29 protein-coding genes are annotated in these 20080 nt (G+C 54.3%); 17 read left to right on the top strand and 12 right to left on the bottom strand.

From position 1 onward, the window contains the following. Window positions 1-141: 141 nt before the first annotated feature. The 11 genes from DW349_RS06990 to DW349_RS06940 all read left to right on the top strand — a co-directional run bounded on the left by DW349_RS06990 (window position 142) and on the right by DW349_RS06940 (window position 7405). The gene (locus DW349_RS06990; protein WP_108124649.1) at window positions 142-477 is read left to right on the top strand and encodes a hypothetical protein; all 336 of its coding nucleotides are present in this window, start codon (window positions 142-144) and stop codon (window positions 475-477) included. A 68-nt stretch (window positions 478-545) separates the two neighbouring features. Beyond that, on the top strand, window positions 546-1286 hold the full coding sequence (locus DW349_RS06985; protein WP_108124650.1) for a hypothetical protein: 741 nt from the start codon (window positions 546-548) through the stop codon (window positions 1284-1286). A 579-nt stretch (window positions 1287-1865) separates the two neighbouring features. Further along, complete coding sequence (locus tag DW349_RS06980) at window positions 1866-2255, top strand: DUF1801 domain-containing protein (protein ID WP_108124651.1); 390 nt, start codon at window positions 1866-1868, stop codon at window positions 2253-2255. Between the two features lie 83 nt (window positions 2256-2338). Beyond that, a complete protein-coding gene (locus DW349_RS06975) occupies window positions 2339-2755 on the top strand; it encodes a VOC family protein (protein WP_108124652.1) in 417 nt (138 codons plus the stop codon). Between the two features lie 92 nt (window positions 2756-2847). After that, window positions 2848-3327 (top strand): GFA family protein, encoded by a 480-nt coding sequence (locus DW349_RS06970; RefSeq protein WP_108124653.1) that lies wholly within the window; start codon window positions 2848-2850, stop codon window positions 3325-3327. Between the two features lie 163 nt (window positions 3328-3490). Next, window positions 3491-3922, top strand: a complete 432-nt coding sequence (locus tag DW349_RS06965) for a hypothetical protein (protein ID WP_108124654.1) — start codon at window positions 3491-3493, stop codon at window positions 3920-3922. Window positions 3923-4007: 85 nt separating this feature from the next. Further along, on the top strand, window positions 4008-4418 hold the full coding sequence (locus DW349_RS06960) for a DUF3052 family protein (RefSeq protein WP_108124655.1): 411 nt from the start codon (window positions 4008-4010) through the stop codon (window positions 4416-4418). A gap of 120 nt (window positions 4419-4538) precedes the next feature. Beyond that, complete coding sequence (locus DW349_RS06955; protein ID WP_108124656.1) at window positions 4539-5237, top strand: hypothetical protein; 699 nt, start codon at window positions 4539-4541, stop codon at window positions 5235-5237. A gap of 274 nt (window positions 5238-5511) precedes the next feature. Beyond that, window positions 5512-6258, top strand: a complete 747-nt coding sequence (locus tag DW349_RS06950; protein WP_108124657.1) for a hypothetical protein — start codon at window positions 5512-5514, stop codon at window positions 6256-6258. A gap of 96 nt (window positions 6259-6354) precedes the next feature. Beyond that, complete coding sequence (locus tag DW349_RS06945) at window positions 6355-6744, top strand: ribosomal maturation YjgA family protein (protein ID WP_198650426.1); 390 nt, start codon at window positions 6355-6357, stop codon at window positions 6742-6744. A gap of 109 nt (window positions 6745-6853) precedes the next feature. Then, window positions 6854-7405, top strand: a complete 552-nt coding sequence (locus DW349_RS06940) for a hypothetical protein (RefSeq protein ID WP_108124659.1) — start codon at window positions 6854-6856, stop codon at window positions 7403-7405. On the opposite strand, the gene DW349_RS17705 is transcribed toward DW349_RS06940, so the two are convergent. The 8 genes from DW349_RS17705 to DW349_RS06905 all read right to left on the bottom strand — a co-directional run bounded on the left by DW349_RS17705 (window position 7388) and on the right by DW349_RS06905 (window position 11746). Beyond that, window positions 7388-7582, bottom strand: coding sequence for a GFA family protein (locus DW349_RS17705; RefSeq protein WP_438646595.1), 195 nt, complete (start codon window positions 7580-7582; stop codon window positions 7388-7390). The two genes, DW349_RS06940 and DW349_RS17705, sit on opposite strands and share 18 nt — an antisense overlap. A 65-nt stretch (window positions 7583-7647) precedes the next feature. After that, the gene (locus DW349_RS06935; protein WP_108124660.1) at window positions 7648-7914 is read right to left on the bottom strand and encodes a hypothetical protein; all 267 of its coding nucleotides are present in this window, start codon (window positions 7912-7914) and stop codon (window positions 7648-7650) included. A gap of 4 nt (window positions 7915-7918) precedes the next feature. Then, the gene (can, locus tag DW349_RS06930; RefSeq protein ID WP_108124661.1) at window positions 7919-8578 is read right to left on the bottom strand and encodes a carbonate dehydratase; all 660 of its coding nucleotides are present in this window, start codon (window positions 8576-8578) and stop codon (window positions 7919-7921) included. Between the two features lie 68 nt (window positions 8579-8646). Then, window positions 8647-9381, bottom strand: coding sequence for a pyridoxine 5'-phosphate synthase (locus DW349_RS06925; RefSeq protein WP_108124662.1), 735 nt, complete (start codon window positions 9379-9381; stop codon window positions 8647-8649). Window positions 9382-9423: 42 nt separating this feature from the next. Further along, window positions 9424-9729 (bottom strand): hypothetical protein, encoded by a 306-nt coding sequence (locus DW349_RS06920; protein WP_108124663.1) that lies wholly within the window; start codon window positions 9727-9729, stop codon window positions 9424-9426. Window positions 9730-9732: 3 nt separating this feature from the next. Then, on the bottom strand, window positions 9733-10134 hold the full coding sequence (locus DW349_RS06915) for a YiiD C-terminal domain-containing protein (protein WP_108124664.1): 402 nt from the start codon (window positions 10132-10134) through the stop codon (window positions 9733-9735). Further along, window positions 10131-10817: an HAD family hydrolase gene (locus DW349_RS06910; protein WP_108124665.1), complete on the bottom strand. Its 687-nt coding sequence runs from the start codon at window positions 10815-10817 to the stop codon at window positions 10131-10133. The genes DW349_RS06915 and DW349_RS06910 overlap by 4 nt, the downstream gene beginning before the upstream one ends. Beyond that, window positions 10814-11746 carry a zinc ABC transporter substrate-binding protein gene (locus tag DW349_RS06905; protein ID WP_157954275.1) on the bottom strand — a complete coding sequence of 311 codons (933 nt, stop codon included), beginning with the start codon at window positions 11744-11746 and terminating at the stop codon, window positions 10814-10816. The genes DW349_RS06910 and DW349_RS06905 overlap by 4 nt, the downstream gene beginning before the upstream one ends. 102 nt (window positions 11747-11848) lie before the next feature. Here DW349_RS06905 and DW349_RS06900 point away from each other — a divergent pair, with 102 nt between their 5' ends. Both DW349_RS06900 and DW349_RS06895 read left to right on the top strand, forming a co-directional pair. Continuing rightward, entirely contained in the window at window positions 11849-12604 is a 756-nt protein-coding gene (locus tag DW349_RS06900) for an ATP-binding cassette domain-containing protein (RefSeq protein WP_198650427.1), read from the top strand. Continuing rightward, window positions 12597-13394: an iron chelate uptake ABC transporter family permease subunit gene (locus DW349_RS06895; protein WP_108124667.1), complete on the top strand. Its 798-nt coding sequence runs from the start codon at window positions 12597-12599 to the stop codon at window positions 13392-13394. Before DW349_RS06900 ends, DW349_RS06895 begins: the two co-directional genes overlap by 8 nt. Before the next feature lie 73 nt (window positions 13395-13467). On the opposite strand, the gene DW349_RS06890 is transcribed toward DW349_RS06895, so the two are convergent. Next, window positions 13468-13722 (bottom strand): DUF4404 family protein, encoded by a 255-nt coding sequence (locus DW349_RS06890; RefSeq protein ID WP_108124668.1) that lies wholly within the window; start codon window positions 13720-13722, stop codon window positions 13468-13470. Between the two features lie 144 nt (window positions 13723-13866). Between DW349_RS06890 and DW349_RS06885 the strand changes: the two genes are divergently transcribed. From DW349_RS06885 to DW349_RS06875, 3 genes are all read left to right on the top strand, one after another. Then, complete coding sequence (locus tag DW349_RS06885; protein WP_108124669.1) at window positions 13867-14262, top strand: MerR family DNA-binding protein; 396 nt, start codon at window positions 13867-13869, stop codon at window positions 14260-14262. 118 nt (window positions 14263-14380) lie between these two features. Next, window positions 14381-15007 (top strand): LysE family translocator, encoded by a 627-nt coding sequence (locus DW349_RS06880; RefSeq protein ID WP_108124670.1) that lies wholly within the window; start codon window positions 14381-14383, stop codon window positions 15005-15007. A gap of 34 nt (window positions 15008-15041) precedes the next feature. Beyond that, on the top strand, window positions 15042-15899 hold the full coding sequence (locus DW349_RS06875; RefSeq protein ID WP_108124671.1) for a mechanosensitive ion channel family protein: 858 nt from the start codon (window positions 15042-15044) through the stop codon (window positions 15897-15899). 5 nt (window positions 15900-15904) lie between these two features. Here the strand turns inward: DW349_RS06875 and DW349_RS06870 are convergent, their stop codons facing one another. Further along, a complete protein-coding gene (locus DW349_RS06870; RefSeq protein WP_108124672.1) occupies window positions 15905-16861 on the bottom strand; it encodes a CorA family divalent cation transporter in 957 nt (318 codons plus the stop codon). An 18-nt stretch (window positions 16862-16879) separates the two neighbouring features. Next, on the bottom strand, window positions 16880-17338 hold the full coding sequence (locus tag DW349_RS06865) for a YbjN domain-containing protein (protein ID WP_108124673.1): 459 nt from the start codon (window positions 17336-17338) through the stop codon (window positions 16880-16882). Window positions 17339-17515: 177 nt separating this feature from the next. Between DW349_RS06865 and DW349_RS06860 the strand changes: the two genes are divergently transcribed. Continuing rightward, window positions 17516-18700: an amino acid aminotransferase gene (locus DW349_RS06860; RefSeq protein ID WP_108124674.1), complete on the top strand. Its 1185-nt coding sequence runs from the start codon at window positions 17516-17518 to the stop codon at window positions 18698-18700. 288 nt (window positions 18701-18988) lie between these two features. On the opposite strand, the gene DW349_RS06855 is transcribed toward DW349_RS06860, so the two are convergent. After that, window positions 18989-20065 carry a PA0069 family radical SAM protein gene (locus DW349_RS06855; RefSeq protein ID WP_108124675.1) on the bottom strand — a complete coding sequence of 359 codons (1077 nt, stop codon included), beginning with the start codon at window positions 20063-20065 and terminating at the stop codon, window positions 18989-18991. Window positions 20066-20080 lie beyond the last annotated feature (15 nt).

Genomic DNA, 20080 nt, shown 5'->3' with positions numbered 1-20080 from the left:
TCACGCTGTGATACTTAGCTGCCAAGGGTTAAGGTGGATGTCCTCGTGGCTGGTATACAAAGAAGCGCAACGAAAGGTAAAACCAAAAGCGTCGAATTAGCTGGCCTAAGAGACGACTAATAACCGAGATAAGGAGCAACCATGAGTTCAGACGTCGTATTTCCAATTTTCATTGGCACTTGGATTGTATTAGGGGGAATTAGCACTGCCATTTTCATTGTCGGTAAAAATGCGCAACTTAAGCGCAAATTTTGGCCACCTTTCATCATTGGCACAGGATTGCTTTTAATAGGCTTTGTTTACGCAATGGGCATTGCTGGACAAGCCTTCTATATGATGGTTACAGCAGTAGCCCTTGTTACAATACTAAATCTCAGATCAATGAAATTCTGTGATGCATGCGGTCGAGCGGTGATGAACCAAAATTTACTGGTTAAAGCGGAGTATTGTTCAAAGTGCGGAGAAAAGTTGCAGTAACACAGACCAAACTCCCTCGGGTCACTGGAAGATACAAATTCAACAAACATGCAGTAAGGACACCTCTAATGACTTCGACCTTTAAGTACGGACTCCTGTTAATTTTAACCGTCACCTTAACTGGCTGCGCCTCCACCGGGTTCGATCAGGGCCGCATCAGCGATGAAATGTCTGTAGCAGGTCTTAACCAGACTGAATCTGACATTCAAACAATACTGGACCTAAATCCTGCCTTGGGTCGCCCATTTGTTCTTGGCATCTATTTTGAAGACTACTACGGCGTCTATGAGAGCCAGACTAAGAACATGATCCTGGAAAAGCTAACTCCCATGCTGGATCAACTGCGTAACGGAAACGTAGTGGCCGATTACATGGTCATTAACAACAGCACGGTACAAGAAAATACCGTTCAAGCTGTCCGCGTCGCTGCTGCCCGTCACCGTGCGGACGCCGTTTTGATGATCGATACGTTTAGCGACTCCGATCTCTACCTCAACCCATTGAGCATCACCTACCTCACCTTTGTCGCCGCCTATTTCGTTCCCGGAACAGAAGTGGATTCGTTAGGTGTCATTTCTGGATCACTCTGGGATACACGCAACCAGTATCTGTATGCCACTTCCTACAGCGATGCTTTAGTACACAAACGTCGCGCTCCCTTCCTGTTGAATGAACATAACTTTGAGCAAATGGCCTTAGAAGCAGCAACGCCCTTATTTATCGCTGATCTGGCAGCACGGTTTGAAAGTATGTTTATTGATCCCGAAAGTGGGTTCAAGATTGACTTGGATTATTTGACTGACGAATAGTGAACCTTCAAGCAGGTAAGCCGTGATCCGACTGTATGCACATCCGTGCTGTTAACAATGGTTTTAGTCGCCTGTGGTCCTGTAGTTGTTAAGTGACACAACTACAGGGTACAGCCATACGATGAATAACCAGACGGTGATCGCAAGTTCTTCGTTGGTATTCAATCAACCGATGAAACTAACAGCTTGCTGTAATAGCGATAGCGACTGTCCAATAGTCTTAGGAAGTTTGGCTAGGTGCAGAAGCGGATAACCTTCTGGTTAATGCCCTTTATACATTTCTGAATCCGGATGAGGTGTGCGTGGTTATTGGTTATACCTATGAAATAATGATCCAGTTCAATCATAGGGTCGCGTACTGAATAACATAACCGCGTCGTGAGCACAGGGAACTCTCGCCCGGTCGTCTCCTATCCTTACCTTCTCGGGTGTAACCTATAAGCACCGTCTCTTATAAATAAATTTGATAGTAATGTCTTATTGAACGCTGCTAAAGCGACTACCCAGGGTTAGGGCCAGTATCTCGCGGCAATATCGACCGCAGATTCTTAAGCATTACGCCACCTTGGAGCGTGATATATGAAAAAGGAAAGCAAAGCTAACTCAGCAGAATCCTTCATGGCTGCTTCGGAGCACCCTCACAAAGCTGCCATCAACGAACTCCGGGCGGCAATTTTGAACATCGATGCCCGTATTGTTGAAGAAGTTAAGTGGAATGCGCCCAGTTTTAAAATCGATGATCATTTTGCAACCTTCCGATTACACCCGCCCAAGAACATTCAAATCGTCCTACATCGTGGCGCCAAGCCAAAGCCTTTGGAAAAGGCTATGCAGCTTGAAGACCCTAATGGCTTCGTAAACTGGAAGGCTCCCGATCGATGTGTATTGGAGATTCAATCCTCTGAACAAGCCTTGGCCCATAAAAGAGACATTATTGATTTGATTCGGCAATGGATCAGTCAGCTATAAATCTTTCTCTTACTGAGTCAAAAGGTTTATGTTGAGCGTCCAGATAGGCTTTCTCATGTCGGCCAAGCAATAGGAACTACGATGTGACTTCAACCCTTACGGATGCTCAAGTGAACGTCTATGCCGATGACCTAGAGGCACTAGCTCTCTTCTATCGGGCGTTGGGTATGGACGAAAGGTTTCGATTTCCGGCTACAGGTGCCGCTGAACATATCGAGGTTTCCGTAGGTACATTCACGCTTGGCCTCACAAGCCGTGAGGCACTTACGCGGCTTACGGGCCTTGCTACCGAACAAGGCCCATCGCAATCCGAAGTTGTATTGTGGTGCAACGACGTTGCTGCACTGTTTGAGAAAGCCCAACAATGCGGTGCCTCGGCGCTTGTACCACCGAAGGTGTTTAATGGTCGCATTGAAGCGGCGTGGGTTCAGGACCCGGAAGGCAATCGAGTGAAACTGGTGGCGTCGGTAGAGCCAGAGAACACCCTTACCGATGCCTAATTTCTTGGTCAAGAAAACAGCCCGAGTGAAGACCGGCAGAACTCATCCTGAAACAGTTATTACATCTTTGGGCACAAAAAGGGGCACCAAGAATGAGTAAGACCTTATACGGCGGTTGCCAATGTGGAAGCATACGCTTTTCCGCCAAAAGCCTTCTGGACAATCCTCACGTCTGCCATTGCCGTATGTGTCAAAAAGCCTCTGGCAACTTTTTCTCTGCGCTGGTTGGTGTTCCATTAAACGATTTCACCTGGACTCGGGGTAACCCTCACGTATTCCGAAGCTCTGAATTTGTAGAGCGCGGGTTTTGTCATAAATGCGGCACTCCGCTATTTTTCAAGCACGACAAAAATGCCCACATATCGATGACCATTGGCTCGTTCGATGAACCCAAAGACATACCACTGGAATTCCAGTTGGGCATGGAAAGTCGCCTGCCCCAGGTTGATCAGCTTGCACATCTGAAAGACTACGGCTCAACTGAACAAAATGACCCGGACGGCTCTACAGGTATCAAAGACACAAACAGACAACACCCAGACCATGAAACGACCGAGTGGCCAGTTCCTTAGCATCGGTCATGGTTTTAACGAAGCCTCATCCAACACGCCTACTGTCTCGCAAGGATCAATCTGAACGTTTACCTAAATGTCGAATTGGTTCAAAGCACAAAAATTAATACCAAGGCCTAATGTGTATATGCTGTTCAATCAACGCATGGAACGACAGTAAACCATGATTCCAACAAACGAATACTCTTGCACTCCGCGAAAGAACACCGCTCTGAACATCACTTTTGAGATGGATGCTTTTAAGCGTGGAGAAGATAAGCACATAACCTTAAGTGGAATTTCAATTGAGGCTGAGTATAAAGTTGGTGGGCATACTCTTCTCATCACGAAATACGACAGTTTTAACAGTGTAAAATACTGGTTTAACCTACTTGATGAAGATTTAAACTTGGTTGATGAAGCATCTACTCCAGAGTATTTTGGCTTCATCCAGAACTTAAAGTCGCACTCCGGTAATCTGATTACTTTTGGATTTTATGGTACGGAAGATAAGTGGGCGCTTAGGTACACTCCAGAGGGAGTCCGAAGATTTAGATTTAGTAGACCATTAACATTAGTCTTTAAAAAACGATTTATAACAATCAAGAAACTCTGATTTATTGGTCAAGCCAAGTACGAATCAAATTGTTTTCCAAAGTCTTCGGAATTAGAAACACACAAACCAATGGGAGCCAACATCTATGTCAGGCTATTCCGGCACACCTCTGGTGAAGAAACTGGGCATTAAAGAAGGCCATGCGCTGTATTTAAAGAATGCACCCGAAGGCTACGATGCGCTGCTGCATCCCCTGCCCGCTAACTTGAAGATTCTCAGCCGTTTAAGCCGCGACCTGGATTTCATTCAGTTCTTCACCAAGCAACGCAGTGAGTTGGAGCAGGAACTGCCTGGGCTAATGACGTCGATTAAACAAAACGGGATGATCTGGGTTTGCTGGCCGAAGAAGGTGTCTAAGGTTGCGACAGACATGACCGAAGATGTGGTTCGTGATGTGGCCTTACCTTTGGGCTTGGTTGACGTTAAAGTCTGTGCTGTCGACGAGGTTTGGTCGGGTTTAAAGCTGGTGATTCGCAAGGAAAACCGACAGCCGTAGCTAAACAGATATGCAGGTCCAGTAGGAATTGCATCCGTTTTCTCCCCAGTGTCGTCTGAGTTGCAATGCGGCCTGTATTACCAGCGCCGTTCCGTTTGGATGGCAGAAGTGAATAATCCGATGACATTACGCACCAAAGAATACACCCAGACCAAACAGTGGGTGTCTGATACCGAACGACAAGCAATCCAGTCTGTTATTCAGTCCAGCTTTGCCAATGTCGATTCCGCTGAATACTTCGCGAAGTATTTTGATAGCCCCGGCCCCTTTCAGCGCCGGCTGCGGTTGTATTTCGAAGGCGAATTTATTGTGGGTTATTGCTTGCTGACGTTCACGGATGAATCAGCATCGACCATCATTCGAGCGTCAGCCGGCTTCTATCCCGATTACCGCAAAGGCGGTAATACCTTTCAGTTTTCGATTACCGAGAGTTTCAAATGCTGGTTGCGCCGGCCCTGGCGAAAGCTCTATTACGCCGACACCATGCTCAGCCCGGCCATGTACCGCGCCATCGCCAAGCGCACGGGTATTATCTGGCCGCACCCAAATCGGGCCATGCCTCATGATTTGTTTGAACGTTTTAACCCGGCAGGCGATGTAAGCCCGGCGACAGCCAGCCGCTGCCTGGTATCGGTGAACCGGACCAGCAAATACACCGCCGATGAACTGGAAGCCTTCAAGGCCAGTGAGAAAGCGGAAATTCAATACTATCAACAGCTCAATCCGGACTTTCACAAAGGCACGGCGTTGTTTGTGATTATTCCGGTGCATTTCAGGCAACTCTTGGTAACAGCGTTCAAACAGTTCCGGCTTCAATAAAGCCCGGAGCCTGTAACAAAGCTCAAGACAAATACCTGGCTGAGGTCCGACGGACCTCACTGCCCTGAAAATACTGCGATATAGCGTTCCCGGCTTTTTCTGCGGATTATCTGACTCACTAAACAATTCCGTGAGCAATACCTCACTTCACATAACAACGACACTTTCCGGTAATTTTCCACCCGAGAAAGTCGTGTCTTTATACGTTATTTCAGTTAACGTCCAACCGTCTATCTGCCGTCTCTATCTGCCTCCGCTGAAGGGAACCATTCCATTGAAGACTCAACTGCTCTTAGCGCTGTCTCTGTGTCTGTTCGCCACTGCGACATTTGGCGATACCGAAGAGGTTGTTCAGCCAATCATCGATGCCTTTAAAGCCGGAGACCGGGATTACATTGTCGATCACGTGCGCTACCCGCTGAATCGCACCACACCTATTCCGAGCATTTCCGATCGGAACGATTTTCTTGGCCGCTTTGACGATGTATTCGATGCAGAATTCATTACCAGGCTGTCAAAATCTGACCCACAGGATGATTGGAGCCAAATGGGCTGGCGAGGCATTATGTTCGCCAACGGAGAGCTTTGGCTGGACGACGATGGGTACATCTACGCGATCAATCACCAATCGCCCGCTGAAGAAAACATCAGCGCCCAGTTAATTCTAGAGGCCCGGCAACGACTGCACCCAAGCATTGCCGACATTAAAAAGCCCATCTTTGAATGGGAGACCAGACGATACCGCATACGGCTTGATGAATTGAACGATTCAAGTATTCGCTATGCTGTTTGGGACGTTGCAAACCCAACTTCCGAACTGCCGGACCTGGTATTGAATAACGGAACCTTCACCGCCGATGGCAGTGGTGGTAATCACTTCTACAGCTTTGAAAATGGCAAATACAGATACGTCTGTTATGTCATTCGGCTGGGTACGGAATCGAGCCCGCCGGGGTATTTGCGGGTTTTCAGAGGTGACGATCTGTTGCTGGAACAGCCTGTAGAACGCGTGGTTCAGTGATGCACACGGCAGTTGATGCCGCGAAGGTATTTGTCGCCGTATTTCTGCCGTAAGCCCGGCCGGAAAGTATCACTTCATATAAGAACAGGAAGTTCTGTGATTCGATTCAGTGCATTCTATTTTACTCTGAGCAGCCTGCTGTTCGGTGCCCTTCTGTTCATTGCACTCTTTGTGAACGACCGTTTCGTCAGACCCTTTCTGGGTGATGCGCTGGTGGTTGTCTGGCTGTTCTATTTTTTGAAGACGTTCCTGGACGTACCCAGCCTACCGCTCGCGTTTGGCGTTTTGGCTTGCTCTTTTTTGGTGGAGTTTGCTCAGTATATGGAAATACTTGCCTGGCTTGGGCTGGAAGATAAACCTATATTGAAAGTGGTGTTTGGCTCTACATTCGATTGGAAAGACCTGGCCGCCTACACCTTGGGGTGGTTTATCCTTTGGGTGCAAATATTCATCAGCGCCCACTTAGCAACACAACAAGTCGACTAGCGCCGCAATGTGCCTTTTGATGAAAACTGCCAACAAGCTATCTTATTGATGCGAATACAGGCAGCTTATATCCATAAATTGCTCAAAGACCAAAATGAGGGATTTCTATATGAACTTCTTTCTAAAAGCCAAATCCTGGCAAATATTTATGGTAGGAATTGCACTTCCAATTGTGGCGCCCTACTTAGCTATATATTTTAATTTCAAAATCATCGCTGTATCGTCTGGCTATGAACTTCTTCTTATCCCACTGTGTCTTCTTATCGGGTTTGTCATTTATTTTCTTTGGTTCTGGTCGCTTGGAGTTGGAATCAACCGCCGTATACCCGCTGAAATTCGACCAGGAAATAATTTCTTCAAGTTCTCAATTATTTTCTCAACTTTTTACACGCCTTTTTTCCTGGCATCTTTCCTGTTTTTTTCTTCAAAACTCCCAAGCTGGTTGGCGCCAATTCTTGGTTTGCTCTATTTTTTCTCTATATATTGCGCGTTGTACGTTCCATTTTATATCGCGAAAAACATCCGTACTTTTGAGACGAATGCCCCGGCAACGTTTTCTTCAACACTTGGCACCTACTTTCCGTTTTTGTTTTTACCCGTGGGAATATGGTTTATTCAGCCACGCATCAACACCATCTATTCATCAGCTGATAAGGCATGATGTTGCCATCCGCGACCAGAAGCCGAAATTTTCCAATAGAGATGCCTGCAAATTGTTCGAATGCAGCTCCTGTTGTGTTGCGCGCCGGCGCTGTGAACAATGGCAGTTCACAGCGTATTCAAATTCGTCTGCTACTTCGTATTGGCAGGCGTCGCACAAACAACGCCCCTTCAACATGGGCAAGGCTTACTGAAACCTGTGCCGACGCTCACTGTTTTAATTCACCAGAACGGTTTGGTCTGTCAATCGTCCTTTAATTTATCCGTCCGCGAATCATCATCGTGGCGGAGTATTTTGTATTTTTTGACCGTCTGGCTTTTCTTGATGCTGCGTTTCTGGTCGGAATTGATGCCGAACAGAACGATGATGGCGACAACAATGCCGCCGCCAATAAACCCCAGGGCAACCCAGTTGATCTCGGCGCCGATGGTGTTTTGATATTGTGAAATGGCTTCTGTCCGATCGGACTGGAGCACGGTATCGAGTGTCGGAATAAAACTCGTCAACATGCTGTTAGCCTCCGGCTAAAGTCGCCTTAATGGTGTTGTGAATTTTGCCACGAATTTCGCTGGAATCGCTGTGTGACACTTTCAGGTCTTTCAGGATGCCGTCTTCCAGGCCGTAAATCCAACCGTGAATGGTCAGCTTCTGGCCTTCGTCCCACGCCTGCTGAACGATGGTGGTTTCCGACAGGCTCTGCACCTGCGCCATCACGTTCACTTCGCACAAACGAGAGATGCGTGTGGCTTCGTCCGGCAGTGCATCGAAGTACTTGCCGTAGAGTTTCATGATGTCCTGAATATGACGCAGCCAGTTGTCAATCAAGCCCAGGCGTTGGTTTTTCAGCGCTGCGGCCACACCGCCACAACCGTAGTGACCGGTGACGATGATGTGCTTCACTTTCAGTACTTCAACGGCAAACTGAATCACCGACAGGCAGTTCAGGTCGGTGTGTACCACGAGGTTGGCGACGTTGCGATGCACGAACACTTCGCCCGGCATTAACCCCATGATTTCGTTTGCCGGTACGCGGCTGTCGGCGCAGCCTATCCATAAGTATTCCGGTTTTTGCTGTTGCGCCAGCTGGCGAAAGAAATCCGGATCTTCGGATTTAATTCGCTCTGCCCATTCACGGTTTTGTTGCAGCAAATGTTCCAGGCTTCTGTGTGGCATCGCAGCGATTCCTCTGTTGGATTTTTTTTTATCGGTTCAGTGATCGAAATTTTAAGCCGATCTTTGGTTTAAGCGCTGTTGGCACAGGTGTCCAAGTAGCGACGAATTATGGTTGGCATCCCGTGCTCGATGCATTCCACCAGCAACACGTGGCCGATAGAGACTTCGAGAATGTTTGGGATGGTCAGAAAATCGGGCAGATTGGTCAAATCCAGGTCGTGACCGGCATTCAATTCCAGGCCCAGTTCATGCGCACGAACGGCAGCGGCGCGATAGGTTTCGTGTACCTGTGCCTGGCGCTCGGTGCCGTGTGCGCTGGCGTAGCCTTCGGTGTACAACTCGATGCGCTGGGTGCGTGAGGCGGCGGCCAGTTCGACTTGTTTCAAATCCGGGTCGAGGAAGCAGGCGGTGCGCACACCGGCGGCTTCGATGCGGGCCAGAATGTCGTCGAGGTAGTCGGCCTGGGTGGAGAAATCCCAGCCGTGGTCGGAGGTCAGTTGGTTCGGTGAGTCCGGCACCAGGGTGCATTGATCGGGCTTGGTGGCTTCGACCAGTTGCAGGAAATCTTCAGACGGATAGCCTTCGATGTTGAACTCGACGTGCGGATATTTTGCCAGGCATTCGGCCAGGTCGAAGGCGTCCTGGCGTTTGATGTGGCGTTCGTCCTGACGCGGATGAATGGTGATGCCGTGTACGCCCAGGGCGATGAATTTTTCGGCAAAGTCGACCACGTTGGGGAAATCGCGACCGCGTGAGTTGCGCAGCAGGGCGATCTTGTTCAGGTTAACGCTGAGTTGAGTCATGCTGAGTTCCACCGATGTCCGGGGCGCGATTGTACCAAAAACTCAGCGCTTGGCGCGGCTCAAGATCAGGCTGTTGACCTGCGGTTGAACGTCCAGATCGGCTTCGGTTTCGAGCAGTAGCTGAACCGTCGCGAACAGCGCAAAAAGTGCGTCGTTCTCGCTCAACGGATACCGGTTCAAAAAATCCGTCGGCGCGGGTCGGCCTTCATTTTCGAACGCTTGCCAGAGCTGCGCGAAGTCGTCGGCTGTGGCGTCGTCCAATTCAAAGCACAGTGCGCCGGCGCGTTGAAACCAGTCGCGATGCACCGTCGGTTGCACCATCAGGCGATTTTGAGGAACCCGGCGCATCCGTCAGCCCACCAATATCCGATAGTCGGCGTTCAGTTCCGCCACCCGTTGCTGTTGCGTGTCGTGCGCCTGCACCTGAACCAGTGCGCGCCAGTGACCGCTCGGTCGCAGGTCGGGTTCGGCGGTGAAACGCGCGGTGGCGATCACATCGCTGAGCGCGGGTTTGGGGTAACGCACCTGGCCGTCGCGAATGGCAACGGTGTCGCCCAGGCCGTGTTGTTCGGCCCAAGCACCGCTGTGGTACCAGCCGGTCAGCACCAGCGCTGCGTATTGGCTGCCGGCGAACAGGCTGCCTTTGTCGTTGCGGTTGCCAACCAACGGAATACGAAAACGGGTTTCTGTGGCGGTGGATTCCAGCAGTTCGATGCCCAGCGCAGCAAGCGGTTCAATGCGATCCAGTTTCATGCGTGTTCCCGCCGCGAATTGAACCAGGACGGGAAGTCGACCAGCGACGGCAACACACTCAGTTGGCCGTGCCAGGATGGGTCGGTTTCGATCAAGTCCGGCACGTGCAGCACTTGGCACCCGGCGGCCAGCGCCGAGCGCACGCCATTGGCGGAATCTTCGACGGCCACCGCCTCGCCCGGTGCCAATTTTAACCAGTCGCTGCCGCGCAGATAGGGTTCCGGGTGCGGCTTGCCCTGGCTGACCTGATCGCCACCGAGCACGCCTTCAAAGCGGTCCAATACGCCCAGTTGCGACAATTTCATCTGCGCTGCCTCGGTACGAGTGCTGGTGACCACCAACTGTGGCAAGCCCAGTGCACGCACGTGATCCAGCGCCGCAATCACGCCTGGCTTTAATTCCAGTTCCGTCTTGGCACGTTCGAGAAAACCGTTGTAGGTCTGGTCGATCCAGTATTCGGCGGATTCACTGGTGTTAACGAACTGCGAAAACCAGTCGATCAATCCACCGCGATTCAAACCGATGGTTTCCAGGTACCGCTGCGGCGCGTCCGGCACCGGTCCGCCATTAGCCATGACGTCGATAAAGGCGTCGCGCACCAGGCGTTCGGAATCGATCAGTACGCCGTCCATATCCCAAAGTACGCCTTGGGGAGCGATGGCATTAGTGGCGAAGGCTTTCATGGCAGTTGCTCCAGGCAGTCGCTCAGATGGTCGGTCAGGTCAATCAGTACCCGGGCGTAGAAATCGTCACCGGCATCCAGCGTCGAGCCGATCGGATCGATTTGCGCCAGACGGGCATTAGGAACAGCGGCCGCCAAGGGTTGCAACCAGCGTTCACTGAATTGTGGTTCGTGCAGCAGGCAGACGCCGTCAACCTGATTGGCGCGTTCGGCCAACTGCGCCACGGTGCGCGGGCCGGGCGGGATTTCCGGGGTGACCACCAAAGCGCCCAAGGCGTTCAAGCCGAAGGCGCGCTGGTAATACTGAAAACCGTCGTGAAACACGATAAAGGGTTTGTCGCGCACCGGTGCCAATTGGGCGTCGAGTTGATTGAACAAGTCACCCAAACGCGTCTGTTCGGCCGTGGCGTTGGCGCGATAGCGCTCGGCATTGGCCGGGTCGAGTTGCGCCAGTTCCTCGGCCAGATTGATCACAAAAGCCTGGGCGTTGCGCGGGTCGAGCCAGAAATGCGGGTCCATGCGGCCGTGGTCGTGTTCGCCGTACAGCGCTTCGGCGTCGGTTTCAAACAAAGCAGGGCGGGTTTCGTACTGATTCATGCCCGCATCGTAATCGTGCCAGCGCCAATCGACAGCACCGTTGGGCAAGCGCGACGCCAACCGCGACAGGCCGGTTTCCAGTTCCGGCCCGACCCAGACCAGCAGATCGGCTTGCGTCAACAACCGCAGTTGATCGGGCGACAAACCCGCACCGTGTGGCGATTGCTGACGGTGATACAACAACGTCGGTTCACTCACGCCCTCAGTTACCGACGCGGCCAAACTGTGCAACGGCGCCAGCGACACCACCACATGCGGCGCCGCCAACAAAGACAACGGCCAAAACACAACAACGGCGCCAAGCAAACGCAGGCGCCGACTCACAGACTTCATGTGCACTCCAAACAGGGACAGGGCTTTCAAAGGCCGGATGATATACCGTAACATAGCGCACCTCGCAAGGGTGCCCTACCCAGCCATACATAAGGACGCTTCGTGTCACAACCAAGCTCTCGCCTGATCGAAGGCCGCCAATTGGGCGTCCGGCTCGGCGGCAAATCCATCATCAGCGGCGTCGATTTGCGCATCGACGCGGGCAAAATCGTCACGCTGATCGGCCCTAACGGCGCTGGCAAATCGACGCTGATCAAGGCGTTGCTCGGTGTGCACAACATCACCAGCGGCGAGTTCTACAGCAAGCCAGGGCTGACTATCGGCTACATGCCACAGCGCGTACCGATTGACGACAGCCTGCCGCTGTCGGTGCTGCGGTTGATGACGCTGACCTACCGCGCCAACCGCGAGGCTGTACAAGCAGCACTGGCGCTGACCGAAGTCGCCCACCTGATCGACCGGCCGGTGCAGCAACTCAGCGGCGGTGAATTCCAACGCGTGATGCTGGCGCGAACGCTGCTGAAAGAGCCCGATCTGCTGGTGCTCGACGAGCCGGTGCAAGGCGTCGATTTCAGCGGTGAAGTCGCACTCTACAAACTGATTCAGCGGCTGCGCGACGAACGCGGCTACGCCGTGCTGATGGTGTCGCACGATCTGCATTTGGTGATGGCCGCCACCGACGAAGTGCTGTGCCTGAACGGCCATCTGTGTTGCTCCGGCACGCCGGAAAGCATCACCCAGGAACCGACGTTTACCTCGCTGTTTGGACCGCATCAGGCCGATGCGCTGGCGTTTTACAGCCACCACCACGACCACGAACACGACCTCGCCCACCAGGGAGGCCACAGCCATGATTGATCTGTTGTGGCCGGCCTTGCTGGCGGGCAGCGGCATCGCTCTGGTGGCCGGCCCGCTCGGTTCGCTGATGGTGTGGCGGCGCATGGCCTATTTCGGCGATACCATGGCGCACTCCGGTTTGCTCGGCGTCACGCTCGCTGTGGTGCTGAACCTGAATCTGACCGCCGGCATTGCGCTGGTGACCACCGCCCTCGCCTTGCTGCTGTTTGCGCTGCAACGCCAACGCCGACTGCCGGCCGATACGTTGCTGGGCATCTTGTCGCACGCCTCGCTCGCCGTCGGCATGCTGGTGCTGGCGTTTTCGCCGCGCGTGCGTATGGATTTGAGTGGGCTTTTGTTTGGCGACTTGCTGGCAGTGAACGGCGAAGATGTGATCGTCGTCTGGCTGGTCGCACTGGTCGCCTTGCCAGTGATCGGCTTCGCCTGGCGGCCGTTACTGGCAGCGACGGTCAATGAAGATCTGGCCCGCGCCGAAGGCATCGCCACCGACTGGCTGCGCGTGCTCTATCTGGTGTTGATTGCTTTGGTGATTGCGGTAGCGATGAAGATCGTCGGCATTCTGTTGATCACCGCCTTGTTAATCATTCCCGCCGCCGCCGCCCGCTGGCTGGCGCGCACACCGGAACAGATGGCTGTTGGCGCTTCGGCCTTGGGTCTGGTCGCGGTCTGGCTTGGCCTCACCGCCAGCTGGTTTGCCGATGCCCCGAGCGGGCCGACCATCGTCGTGGCGGCCGTGCTCGGCTTTATGGTGACGCTGGGATTGAGTCGCCTGATGCCAGGCAACGCCTGAACGCAGCCGCATGAAAAAGGCCGTCCATTGGACGGCCTTTTTTGTCGTATCTGGCGGCGACAGCGGCGACGATTCAAATCCCCATCGACGCCAGCGATTCCAGAATGCTGCGCGCTACCGAGGCACTGCGCGGATGTTCGACGCTGAGCTCTTCGATCAGCACCTCCACCGATTCGCGCAACGACGGCTCTTCCGGGTCTGGCTCGCCTTCGTTGTGCAGGTGGTACTCCACCTGCGCCAGCAAGGCGCGTTGCTGCTCGCTGACCTCGGTTTCGTCCATGGTCGCACGCAGACGTTCCAACAGGCTGTGCAGTTCTTTATCGGCCATTTGCGTCTCCTCGGTTCGGTGGGGTCTTCTACTATAGTTGGGTTCGGTAGTTGAACAACAAGGGCGCTACTGAACAACGCTCCAGGGCTTGACCTTAACGTTACGTCAAGGTTGATAATGCCGAACCCATAGAGGAGGCCGACTATGAAAATCAAGCAGGCATCGCAGATCAGTGGCTTGCCGACGCGCACCATTCGTTATTACGAAAGCCGCGGCCTGATCGACTCGCATCGCGCCGCCAATGGCTATCGCTACTACCACAGCGACGACATCGAACGGCTGCAATTTTTACATCGTGCCCGCAATCTCGGCTTTTCGCTGGACGAATGCGGCGATCTGCTGGCGCTGCATCGCGACCCGAACCGCGCCAGCAAAGCGGTACGTGCCATCGCCGAACAACATCTGGTGGACGTAGACGCCAAAATCGCCCAGCTGGAACAGATGAAAGCGCAACTGACCGATTGGGTGAGCCGCTGCCCAGGCGATGGGTCATCCGATTGCACAATTCTGGACGGATTGGCACAGCCGCAATCGGCCTGAGTCTGGTGTGTCCGACGATGGTCACTGCACTCACAGTACAGTGGCGGCCGGTTCAAGCCGGGTATCGGTGCCGGTATCATTGGTCTTTACCCGAACGCACACCCACATTGGATGCCCCATGAGCTGGATCACACTCGGTTGGTTTATCCCTGCCTGTTTCGCCCTGAATATGTCGCCCGGCCCTAACAACCTGCTGGCGCTGAGCAACGCCAAACGCTACAGCTGGAGCCATTCCTGCCTGGCTGGCCTGGGTCGGCTGGCGGCGTTCGCCGTGATGATTGCGCTGTCAGCGTCCGGTCTGGCGACGTTGCTGTACGCGTCGGAGGTGTTTTTCACCGCGGTTAAAATCATCGGTGCGCTCTATTTATTCTGGCTGGCATTACAATTGTGGCGCGCCGACCATTCACTGGAGACCCGCATCAGTGATGCCTCGCTGTCGCTGTTCGCGCTGGCTCGCCAGGAATGTTTACTGGCCGCTGGCAATCCAAAAGCCATCCTGATTTTCACCGCTTTTCTGCCACAGTTTGTGGATCCTTCCGCTGCCGTTGGTCAGCAATTTCTGATCCTTGGCAGTTGTTTCCTACTGCTCGAATGGGTCGCCATTGGTCTGTACGCCGGTGCTGGTCGTCTGCTCGACAAAGGTCTGGCCAAACCGAGTTGGCAGCGTGCTTTTAACAAGGTCTGTGCCGTTCTGCTCGGCAGCGCCGGGTTGGGGTTGCTGCTGTCCAAACGTCTGCCTGCCTGAGAGACTGTTCGAATTGAATTGTTAAGGAGTGGTTATGCAAGACTGGATCATGAATTTCTGGAACGCCCAGGCGCCGTTGATGTTGCGCATCGGCTATCAGATTGTGCTGGTGGTGGCGGTGTTTATTGTGGCGGGCATTGTGTCGCGGACATTGAAATCGTCGGTCACCAAAAGCTCGAAGCGTTTCCACAAACTCGACCCGATGCTGGTGCCAATTTTCGCAGGCATTGTCGGTTACTCGGTGTACATCGTCGCCATCGTTATTGTGTTGGATATTTTCGGCGTCAACACCAATTCGATTGTCGCTTTGCTCGGTGCTGCCGGTCTGGCCGTCGGCCTGGCGTTGAAAGATACGCTGAGCAACATCGCTGCTGGCATCATGATGTTGATTCTACGACCGTTCCGTTCCGGCGATTACATCAGCTTCAACGGCATTGGCGGCACGGTGGAAGAAATCAGCCTGTTCACCACCATTTTAAAAACCCCGGACGGCCAGTTTGTGTCGGCGCCCAACTCCAATGTGTGGGGCGCGACCATTCAGAATTCGACTCGCAACGGCACCCGCCGCATGGACTTAATTGTTGGCGTCGCTTACGACGACGACCTGAACGCCGGCTTCGAGGCTATGCGCAAAATTGTCGATGCCGAACCGCGTTTTCTGCCCGATCCGACGCCGCAAATCATGGTGCAATCGCTGGGTGATTCGTCGGTGAATTTACAGATTCGGGCCTGGGCAACCGTCGACGATTACTGGCCGCTGTGGTGGGATATGCAACGCATATTGAAAGATGAAATTGAAGCTGCCGGTCTGACCATTCCGTTCCCGCAGCGCGATGTGCACCACTACGATCACACTCAAGCAGCTAAAGGTTTAGCCAAAAAAACCGACTGAATTTTTTACCAGAACCGCAAGCGGCGTAGCAGCAAAAACTCCACCACGGCGATGGTACTGAGTGCGCCGCACACAAACCAGAAGGCGATGTTGGAATGCACGCCCGGCATACCGCCGACGTTAATGCCGAACAAACCGGTGAGGAAACTCAGCGGCAAAAACACCCCGGCGGTAACCGACAACCAATAGGTATTCCGGTTCATTCGCTCGGCCAGATTCTGCTGCAATTCATCGCGAATTAATTGCACCTGTTGCAGCAGCATTTCGATGTTTTCCAGAATGCGTTGCGTGCCGTCGCGCTGGTTCGACAAACCCAAGCGGTCTTTGTGGGCCAGCCAGTTTTCGGCTTCGCTGACGAATTCATTCAACGCGCCAACCTGTGGCCGAATAAAACGATGCAGGCGCAATAAACGCCGATGCAACTGCGTCAGTTTCGCCAGATGCTCCTGCGGGTTCGGGCCGGAACTTTCGTCTTCCAGCACCACCAGTTCTTCTTCCTGGGCGTCGAGCACTTCGTCGATGCGGCTGTTCAACGCCGCCACCAGTGTGACCAGTAAATTGCCCAGATTCGTCGGGCCGTCGCCGGCGGCCAGGCGCTCGCGTACCGACGCCACCGCTTTGAACGAATGCTTGCGCAACGTGACCAAGCCGTCGGCGTGCCAGAACATACGCAGCGACAGCATGTCGTCGGGTTCGGCACCGGGGTTGAGGTTGACGCCACGCAGAATCAGCAAAAAGCCATCGCCAACGGTTTCGAATCGCGGCCGGGTGTCTTCGGCGAGCAAGGCCTGCTGCACACCGTTCTGAATGCCGAGACTTTCAAGCCAGGGAATCAGCGCCGGCTGGTCGCGCTGGCAGTGTACCCAGCGCCCGCTCAAAGCGGTAGGCAGTTCGGTGTCACGCTGCGGCGGTGTGAGGTTGAAATCCCAATGATCGATGATGAACGGATGCGCCGCGAACATAACCCTTCCTCAATGCTTTTAATGCAAGGCGTCGCCGTCGGGCGCGTCCAGATCGAGATCGTCGAGCAGCAACACATCCATTTGCGTGGCGTGTTCCAGTACCACTCGAGTGGCGCTGAGAATCTGCTCCAGGTATTGAATGAAATAGCTGGCTTCCAGTCCCGTGGTCGGCAAGGCGCCACTGATGACCAGGCGCGGCACATCGTCGTCGTACAGACTCAGGCCAACTTTAACCAGGGGGTTGTCGAAATTGATCAACTGCATCGAGCCGTGCAGCGGCAACACCGCCGACGGGCGCACCGACAATTCGGTGGAGATGATCACCAGCCCTTCTTCCAACAATAGCCGAGATTCCAATACGCCCAGGTTTTCTTCGGTGTCGCTCAAATGGAGGCCATCGCAGTCCTGACACAGGTAACAACGGATGCCGTGATCGGCCAGCCAGTCTTCAAGGGTGTCGCGAGTCAGAGAGTTCATAGTGTCCAATAAGTCGAGGTGCGTGATGCCGCGCAGTGGGCATGGCGTTGGGGCGCCATTGTACGGCGATGCCGGACACCGGCCAAGGCGCGGCTTTTTCCGCCGCAGGCATCGAATCGCGCTGCGTCTGGGAGTATCCTTGCTGGCCCGTTCATGGCGTCACTCACGGAGCTCCCGATGTTCAGTTCGCTGCCCGCCCCCAAAGCCGATCCCATTTTGTCGTTGGGCGTTATTTTCAAAGAAGACCCCCGTCCCAACAAAATTGACCTGGGCATTGGTGTTTATCGCAACAGTGACGGCGTGACACCCATTATGAGCGCGGTGCGCAAAGCCATGCTGACGCAGGCGGAAACCCAGCCGACCAAGGCATACATTGGCCTGGCTGGTAACGAAACCTTCAACCAGGCGATGACCGATCTGTTGCTCGGCGGCACCGCCAGTTACGACCGCGCCAGCGCCATCCAGACACCTGGTGCCAGTGGCGCGCTGCGCATGCTGGCCGATCTGATCGCCAGCACCAAACCCAACACCACCGTCTGGATCAGCCGACCGAGCTACGTGAACCACCAGCCAATCATGACCGCTGCCGGTCTGGCGGTGCGCGAATATCCGTTTTTCGATGCCGAAACCAAACGCGTCGACGAAGCCGCCATGCTGGCGCAGATCGCCGAACTCGGCCAGGACGACGTACTGTTGCTGCACGGCTGCTGCCACAACCCGACCGGCGGCGACATCAGTATTGAAGCCTGGCAGCAAATCGCTGACCTCGCTGTGCGCAACGGCTTCCTGCCGTTCGTCGACATCGCTTACCAGGGCTTCGGTGATGGCTTGATGGAAGACGCGGCTGGCCTGCGCCTGCTGGCCGACGCGGTGCCGCAGTTACTGATTTCCACCTCCTGCTCAAAGAATTTCGGCCTGTACCGCGAACGCACCGGCGCTGCCATCATCATCGCCGACAGCTTAGAAGCCACGATGAAAGCACGCGGTCGCGCGCTGGAACTGGCACGCGGCACCTACTCCATGCCGCCGGACCACGGCGCGGACATCGTCGCCAACATTCTCGGCAACGAAGCGCTGAAAGCCGAGTGGCTGGCCGAGCTGGCGGCGATGAACCAACGCATCAACCGCTTGCGTACACAGCTGACGCAAACCTTCCGCGAACAGAGCGACAGCGACCGTTTCGACTACTTCAGCGAACACCGCGGCATGTTTTCGGTAACGGGTTTGAGCAACGATCAGATTGCTGCCCTGCGTGACGAACACGGCCTGTACATCGTCGGCGGTGGCCGGGTGAATGTGGCGGGTATGAAAGAACGTGATATTCCGACGGTGGTTAAAGCCTTCCTGGCTGTTGGTGCTTAGGGGGTTCTAAGAACGCCTCATCAACCCACGACACACCTTGCCATCTCGATAAGTACTCTCTGCCATCCCGATAAGTACTTTCTGTCATCCCGGCCGAAGAGCCGGGATCTCTAGTGGGACACCCAAACGTTCGATTGTCGAGTTGTTAACGGTGGCGGTGGTCAATTGCTGTTGCCCAGGGGAGATCCCGGCTCTTCGGCCGGGATGACTGTGGAATGGCAGGACATTACGACAATGAAACAGTGCACTGGTGACGCAACGCACTGAGTCATTTCTGTCAGGCGATATCTAAAGCAAATCCAACTGGCCACCGCCCCAGCGCCGAAACAAATCGGTGCGCAGCGGCGGCCAGCTTTTTTCGTTTAATCCCCGTTGCCGACAGGCGCGTTTGAAGCGTTGGCTGATCAAGTCGGCGTACACGCCCTGGCCGCGCATGCGCCGGCCAAACTGACTGTCGTAGACTTTCCCCCCGCGCAAATCGCGAATGCGCGCCATCACGTGTTCAGCGCGATCGGGGAAATGCCGTTGCAGCCAATCCTCGAACAAACCGGCAATTTCCAGCGGTAAGCGCAGCAGAATCCAGCGGGCCTGAATCGCGCCGGCATCGGCAGCGGCGTCCACCAGCGCTTCCAGTTCGGCGTCGTTGATAAACGGAATAACCGGCGCGACCAATACGCCGGTCGGCACGCCCGCCGCCGTCAGTTCCCGGATCACTTTCAACCGTGTCGCCGGCGAGGCCGCGCGTGGTTCCAGGCGGCGTTTTAAATCGTTATCGAGTGTCGTCAGCGACACATTGACGTGGCACAGGCCGTCGGCCGCCAACTCAGCCAACAAGTCCAGATCGCGCAGAATCAGCCCGCCTTTGGTGATCAGCGATAACGGATGGCGGTAATCGCGCAGCACTTCCAGCAGTTCGCGGGTGATGCGGCGCTGTTTTTCCAGCGGCTGATAGGCGTCGGTGTTCATGCCCAGGGCTATGGGTTTGCAGTGGTAACGGGGTTTATCGAGCGCTTCGCGCAGCCGGTCGGCGGCGCCGACTTTGGCGATCAGCCGGGTTTCGAAATCCAGCCCCGGTGAGAAATCCCAGTAGGCGTGTGTCGGTCGGGCGAAGCAATAAATGCAGCCGTGTTCGCAACCGCGATAGGGGTTGATCGACTGATCGAACGGAATGTCCGGCGACTGATTCGTGCTGATGATGGTGCGGACTTTTTCGTCATCGACCTGAGTCGCCAGGCTGTCCGGGTTCAGATCGTCATCGGGGTCCAGCGGCCAGTCATCGCTGGCGCTTTCCAAGCGCAGGGCGTGAAAACGGTTGGCCGGCTGGGTGCCGGTTGCGCGGGTTTTGGGCGGTAAAATGGGCGGCATGGCGGCACACTCGGG

It is taken from the genome of Saccharospirillum mangrovi, assembly GCF_003367315.1.
GTDB lineage: Bacteria > Pseudomonadota > Gammaproteobacteria > Pseudomonadales > Natronospirillaceae > Saccharospirillum > Saccharospirillum mangrovi.
The sequence above is the reverse complement of the archived record's forward strand: the minus strand, read 5'-3'. Positions and strand labels throughout refer to the sequence as shown.